Source organism: Bradyrhizobium tropiciagri (assembly GCF_001189845.1).
Taxonomy (GTDB): domain Bacteria; phylum Pseudomonadota; class Alphaproteobacteria; order Rhizobiales; family Xanthobacteraceae; genus Bradyrhizobium; species Bradyrhizobium tropiciagri.
This window is the reverse complement of sequence record NZ_LFLZ01000067.1, coordinates 42,520-48,966: the sequence shown is the minus strand read 5'-3', so window position 1 is coordinate 48,966 and position 6,447 is coordinate 42,520. Positions and strand designations below refer to the sequence as shown.

Here is a 6,447-nt window from a genome sequence, read left to right as displayed (position 1 = left end):
GCCGGGTTTTGGTCGTCGTGGGGATCGAGGCCCCGGCATCGTGCAGCAATTCGTATCTGGGGTAATGGGTCCTGGCTTGCGCCAGGACGACGGTGGGGATGGTTCGCGATTCAACGTCCCAAACACGCGATGTCATCACCCGCGAAAGCGAAAGCGGGTGATCCATATTCCAGAGGCAGTCGTTATCGGGCGCTCGCGTTGCTGCGATCATTTGCGCCGTCGGGCAAATTGGTAATTGGCATTGGAGCAACCAGGAGCGCAGACTTGTCAGGCTGGCCAAGCGTGCCGTACGTTGCATGAGCAACCTGAAGTCGAAATACCAAAGGACCCGCCGCCGTGATCGCGACGCAGCCCGGGGCTGTTACCAGCGAGCTGTTTCAAATCGCCTCTGATGTCCCGGAGCATCGCCGCGATGCTGTGCTCGACGACATCAGTAGCATCATCGATACGAACTGGCTGACCGAAGGACGATTCTGGTCGCGCCAGCACTCACCGTTCAAGGCCGACCACGGCATCGTCTTGCTTCATCAAGGCGATGCATGCGTGGCCTACATGATCATCCAGCGTCTGGCGCTGGCCGGCACGCCGGTGATCTATCTGTCAGGCACCGCAGTCCGGGACACCTATCGTGGCGGCGGCTTCTTCAAGCGGATGTTCGAGACCGCGATGACGGCGGAGTTCGGCGGCCCGGCGGCGCCGGCAGAATTCTGCCTGTGCTGGCGGACGCGAAATCCCATCATCTACGTTCTGGGCCGCGCGCAATGCCGCAGCGTCGTGCCGGCCATTCCGGCTGAGACGCATGGGGGCGATCTCGATGAACTCTGTCTCAGCCTGGCTGCCATCCTGTATCCGCGCCAGGCCATCGAGAAGGCGACGATGGCGATGCGAGGCGCCTATGGCCAGCTTCGCTATCGCGATGAGCCGACGACCCAGACTTCGCCGGACGTCGACCGATGGTTCGCGCAGACCATTCCGGACAGTGCAGACGCGGTGTTCTGCGCCGGATGGGCTGGCAATCGCTGGTCGCGGCGTTGAGCGACGAGGGGCGCGTTGAGCGCAATTGCGCACCTGAGGGCAGTCCGAAGGACTGAGCCCGGAATCCATAGAGCCGCGTAACTCGTGGATGAATGGATTCCGGGTTCTCGCTTCGCGAGCCCCGGAATGACGGAGGAGGCTGCGGCTTGCGCCGTCGGGCAAATCAGTGGCAGGGGGCCGCCGAGCGCGCGCGACAGAGACTTCCGCTATTAAGAAATCCCTCAAACCGTTGGCCTGCAACTCATTGGGATTACCTCCAGCAGGAGCCGACCAGGTGCTTCCACAGCAACCCATTTCGGGACCGATTTGATGGTCAGCTTGGTCTCGGGGCGCACACTATCTCGGTCGCCAAGGCGCCGCAGAGAAGCGCGATCTTTCAATAGGGTACTTGTGGGACTTCCGATCCGTTGTAAGGTGGAGCATGCGGCACTCGCATGGCTGTTGCCCAAAAAGGGCAGGCATCACCATAACAGGAGCGAACCAACGCGCCGGTTTTTGGGATCGAGACCGACATGGCTGGCGGCGGATCGTTCGATACGTTCCCCAAATTGCTGCTGCGAAATGCCGCGCAGTTTGGCACGCGGCCAGCGTTTCGGCACAAGGATCTCGGTATCTGGCAGAACTGGACCTGGGCTCAAGTTGCCGAGATCGTGCGAGCTTACGCCGCCGGCCTGGATCGCCTTGGCCTGCGGCAAGGCGACACGATCGCTGTTGTTGGCTCAAATCGGCCGAAGCTTTACTGGACCATGATGGCAGCGCAGATGCTGCGCGCCATTCCCGTTCCGGTCTACTCGGATGCCGTGGCGGATGAGCTTGCCTTCGTCCTCGCTCACGCCGAGGCGAAGCTCGTCGCAGCGCAGGACCAGGAGCAGGTCGACAAGGTCTTGTCGGTGTCCGACCGACTGCCGCAACTCAACAAGATTGTCTACGACGAGCCGCGCGGCCTCGACGGCTACGACCGCAGTGGATTGATCGCAATCGGCGATATCATCGAGGACGGTCGCGCCGCGCTTGCGGCCGACGTGGCTCTTGGTGAACGGATTGATGAATACGTTCGAGCGGGGAACGGTTCGGACATTGCGGTCATCCTCTACACCTCGGGAACGACTGGAGCGCCGAAGGGTGTCATGCTGTCGGCGCGCGGCTGCATCGATGCTGCAACCGACACCACACGATTCGACAAGCTGACCGACAAGGACGTGGTGCTCGCCTATCTGCCGCTGGCCTGGGCGGGCGATCATTACGTCAGCTATGTGCAGGGCCTCGTGGCTGGATTCTGCATGGCGTGTCCCGAGAGCAGCGACACAATCGAGCAGGATCGGCATGAGATAGGACCAACCTTCTACCTGGCCCCGCCACGCGGTTTCGAAGCCATGCTGACGCGGTTGATGGTCCGCATGGAGGACGCCGCGCCGCTCAAGCGGCGATTGTTCAACTACTTTCTGGACGTCGCACGCCGGTATGGCGAGCAAGTCTTGACCGGACGTCCGGTACCGCTGTCGGGCCGGTTGCTCTATGCGCTCGGACGCTGGCTGGTCTACGAGCCTCTCAAGAACGTCCTCGGCTTGTCTCTGGTGCGGGTCGCCTACACTGGAGGCGAAGCCATCGGTCCGGATCTGTTCGCGTTATACCGCTCGATTGGATTGAATCTGAAACAACTCTACGGCCAGACCGAAGCGTTCCTTTATGTAACGTGCCAGCCTGATGGCGAGATCTACTCGGACACGGTTGGCCCGGCGGCGCCCAACGTTGACATCCGCATTGCGGAATCGGGCGAAGTGCAGTTCCGCTCGCCCGGCATGTTCCTCGGATATTTCAAGGATCAGGCAAAGACCGCGGAAGCCATGACGTCCGACGGATACGTCAGGACCGGCGATGCGGGCTTTTTTGACGAGAAGACCGGGCATCTGAAGATCATCGATCGTGCGAAGGACGTCGGTCGGCTGGTTGACGGCACGATGTTTGCCCCGAAGTACCTTGAGAACAAGCTGAAGTTCTATCCCAATATCAAGGAAGCGATCACGCTCGGTGATTCCCGGGAGTTCGTTTGCGCGATGCTCAACATCGACCCGGTCGCCGTCGCGAATTGGGCGGAACGCAACAACGTCGCCTACGGATCCTATCAGGAGCTTGCCGGGCATCCGCTGGTCTACGACATGGTCGCGAAGGACGTCGCCGCGGTGAACCGCTCGCTGGCCGGGGAAAAGGCGCTTGCAGGCGCCCAGATCCGCCGCTTTCTCATTCTGCACAAGGAGCTCGACGCGGATGATGGCGAACTGACCCGCACGCAGAAGGTACGCCGCCGCTTCATTGCCGAGCGCTATGCGCCGTTGGTTACGGCACTCTACAACGGGGCGCATGACGCCGACATTTCCACCGAAGTCACCTTCGAGGATGGCCGGAAGGGCACGACCGCGGCACGGGTCAGGATTTGCGACATGCAAGCCATTGGTTCGGGGGAATCTCTGGGGAGAGCCGCATGAGAGCGCCGGACACCAACGACATCTTGCTTGAGGTCGAGCGCGTGGTGCTCTCCTTCGGAGGTGTCAAGGCGCTGAGGGACGTTTCGTTCAACATCAGAAAAGGCGAAATCCGGGCCATCATCGGCCCCAACGGTGCCGGCAAGACTTCGATGCTGAACGTCATCAACGGTTTCTATCGCCCCAATCACGGCGCCATCACCTTCAAAGGGCGCACCCGGGCCAAGATGCAGCCCTTCGAGGCGGCACGGGGCGGCATCGCGCGCACCTTTCAGAATGTCGCCCTGTTCAAGGGCATGAGCGCGCTCGACAACATCATGGCAGGCCGTACCTTGAAGGTGCGCCGGGGCCTGTTGTGGCAGGTGCTGCGTTTGGGCCCAGCTCTGGCGGAGGAGGTCGAGCATCGGCGCAAGGTCGAGGAGATCATCGACTTCCTCGAGATAGAGACAATCCGCAAGGTGCCGGTCGGGCGTTTGCCGTATGGTTTGCAGAAGCGTGTCGAACTTGGTCGCGCTCTGGCGATGGAGCCCGACCTTCTTCTCCTCGACGAGCCGATGGCCGGCATGAACCTCGAGGAGAAGGAGGACATGTCGCGGTTCATCATAGATGTGAACAATCATTACGGCACGACCATCGCCCTGATCGAGCACGATATGGCCGTGGTCATGGATCTCTCGGATCGCGTGGCGGTACTTGATCACGGCGTAAAGATCGCCGACGGCACGCCTGACGAGGTGAAGCGAAGCCAGGTTGTCATCGACGCCTATCTCGGCGTTGCACACTGAGGAGGCTTCGTGATCGCATTCGGTCAGTTTCTCGAGGTCCTGATCGGCGGATTGATGTCCGGCGTGCTCTATTCGCTGGTCGCGCTCGGCTTCGTGCTGATCTTCAAGGCATCCGGCGTGTTCAATTATGCGCAGGGAGCGATGGTATTGCTCGCAGGGCTGGCGCTGGTTCGTGCCCTCGACCTCCTGGTCGCCAATGGTTTTCCGCTTTGGGTCGCGGTCGTGCTCGCCATCGGTTTTGCCGCCGTGATCATGGCGGCAACGGCCTGGCTCATCGAGCGGTTCGTGATCGGACCTCTCGTCAACCAGGACGCCCTCACGCTGTTCATGTCTACGATCGGCGTGACGTTCGTCATCGAGGGCGTGGCGGAGATGATCTTCGGATCGGATGTCTACCCGTTGCGGCTGTTCCCGACCGACGCCTGGTTTTTGTTTGAAGGGCTCTTTCCGGGCGGGATTCTGGTCAACAAGCTGGACGTCTGGGGCGCGTTGATTGCTGGCATCCTGGTCGGCGGCCTCGCGATCTTCTTTCAGCGCACCAAGACCGGTCGTGCGCTCAGGGCCGTGGCCGACGACCATCTTGCGGCGCACTCGGTCGGGATTCCAATCAGTTGGATTTGGTTCGTGGTCTGGCTCGTTGCCGGTCTCGTTGCGTTGGTCGCGGCGACGGTGTGGGGTACCAAGCTTGGCGTGCAGTTCTCCATCACCTTCCTTGCGCTGAAGGCCCTGCCGGTTTTGATCATCGGAGGCCTCACCTCCATTCCGGGAGCCATCGTCGGCGGGCTCATCGTGGGGGCGGGTGAGAAGATTGCCGAGGTGTATCTGGGGCCATCCATCGGCGGCGGTATCGAATACTGGTTTGCCTACGTGCTGGCGTTGGCGGTGCTGCTTGTGCGGCCACAGGGGCTGTTCGGCGAGCGGATCATCGAACGCATCTGAGGCAAGGAGGTCGGTGTGCTCTATCGCGAAGCTGGCCAGTTCAAGACGACCTACGCGGAAGACATGGCGATCTTCCCGATCCGTCAGGATCGTATTGCGCTCGCCATCTTGGTCGGGATTGCCTTCATTGGCGTGCCGCTGTTGGCCACCTTCCATGTCTGGCCGTTCGGCAGCGACTATCTGCTGTGGGCCATCTTGCTGCCCTTCCTCATCCTGGCGCTCGCCGCCATCGGCACCAACATTCTCGTCGGCTATTGCGGCCAGATCTCGCTCGGCAGCGGCGCATTCATGGCCATCGGCGCTTATTCGGCCTACAAGCTGGCGACCGGCGTCCACATCCCGCTGGCCTCGCTCGGCTTCGCGATCGCGATCCCACCATTGCCCGTACTGGCGTCCATTCTGCTCGGCGGGCTCATGTCGGCGGGTGTTGGAATCCTGTTCGGTATTCCCAGTCTGCGCATCAAGGGCCTCTATCTGGCAGTTGCGACGCTTGCCGCGCAGTTCTTCTTCGATTGGGCGTTCCTGCGGCTCCCGTGGTTCACCAACTATGCGCCGTCAGGATCGGTGAATGCGCCGGAACTGGATTTCTTCGGCGTGGTCGTTCGTACGCCGGTCGAGCGCTACCTGCTGTGCCTGCTCTTTGTGACCGTGCTTGCGGTGTTGGCGAAGAATCTCGTTCGCGGCAATCTCGGCAGGCAGTGGATGGCGATCCGCGACATGGATATCGCCGCCGAACTGATCGGCATCCGGCCGCTCTACGCGAAGCTGACGGCTTTCGCGGTCTCTTCGTTCATCATCGGAGTGGCGGGCGCACTCTGGGGGTTCGTCTACCTCGGTTCATGGGAGCCGCTTGCATTCTCGATCGAACGCTCGCTGGATCTTCTGTTCATGGTCATCATCGGCGGGCTCGGATCGATCATGGGTTCGTTCATCGGGGCGGCCTTCATCCTCATCGTGCCGATCCTGCTGAATGTGCTTCCAACCGAACTCGGCCTGCCGCTGTCCACGCAAACGATCACTCACCTCCAGTTCATCATCTTCGGATCGTTGATCTGTTATCTTCTCATCAAGGAACCCCATGGCTTCGCCAGGCTGATATCGATCGGTAAGGAGAAGCTCAGACTTTGGCCGTTTCCCTATTGAAGGAGCGATCGTGCCTCGATCGCAACGCGGAGGGCGGCCGTTGACAACCGAGAGGAAGGAAAAAC

6 protein-coding genes are annotated in these 6,447 nt (G+C 61.1%); 5 read left to right on the top strand and 1 reads right to left on the bottom strand.

Features of this window, described 5'->3' with window-relative positions:
• The coding region (locus AKN84_RS48655) for a hypothetical protein (RefSeq protein ID WP_210168524.1) at window positions 1–211 on the bottom strand (211 nt) is incomplete at its 3' end.
• A 125-nt stretch (window positions 212–336) separates the two neighbouring features.
• Here AKN84_RS48655 and AKN84_RS47855 point away from each other — a divergent pair.
• From AKN84_RS47855 to AKN84_RS35305, 5 genes are all read left to right on the top strand, one after another.
• A complete protein-coding gene (locus AKN84_RS47855; RefSeq protein WP_050425062.1) occupies window positions 337–1,035 on the top strand; it encodes a GNAT family protein in 699 nt (232 codons plus the stop codon).
• A 512-nt stretch (window positions 1,036–1,547) separates the two neighbouring features.
• Complete coding sequence (locus AKN84_RS35320; protein WP_050425061.1) at window positions 1,548–3,518, top strand: AMP-binding protein; 1,971 nt, start codon at window positions 1,548–1,550, stop codon at window positions 3,516–3,518.
• Window positions 3,515–4,300, top strand: coding sequence for an ABC transporter ATP-binding protein (locus AKN84_RS35315; RefSeq protein WP_050425060.1), 786 nt, complete (start codon window positions 3,515–3,517; stop codon window positions 4,298–4,300). The genes AKN84_RS35320 and AKN84_RS35315 overlap by 4 nt, the downstream gene beginning before the upstream one ends.
• Before the next feature lie 9 nt (window positions 4,301–4,309).
• Entirely contained in the window at window positions 4,310–5,239 is a 930-nt protein-coding gene (locus AKN84_RS35310; protein ID WP_128971443.1) for a branched-chain amino acid ABC transporter permease, read from the top strand.
• Between the two features lie 15 nt (window positions 5,240–5,254).
• Window positions 5,255–6,382: a branched-chain amino acid ABC transporter permease gene (locus tag AKN84_RS35305; RefSeq protein ID WP_050425059.1), complete on the top strand. Its 1,128-nt coding sequence runs from the start codon at window positions 5,255–5,257 to the stop codon at window positions 6,380–6,382.
• The last annotated feature ends 65 nt before the right edge of the window (window positions 6,383–6,447 follow it).

Bases quoted from the DNA above. Each gene is read 5' to 3' on its own strand.
- AKN84_RS35320 (WP_050425061.1), top strand. From the start codon at position 1,548: ATGGCTGGCGGCGGATCGTTCGATACGTTCCCCAAATTGCTGCTGCGA.
- AKN84_RS35315 (WP_050425060.1), top strand. From the start codon at position 3,515: ATGAGAGCGCCGGACACCAACGACATCTTGCTTGAGGTCGAGCGCGTG.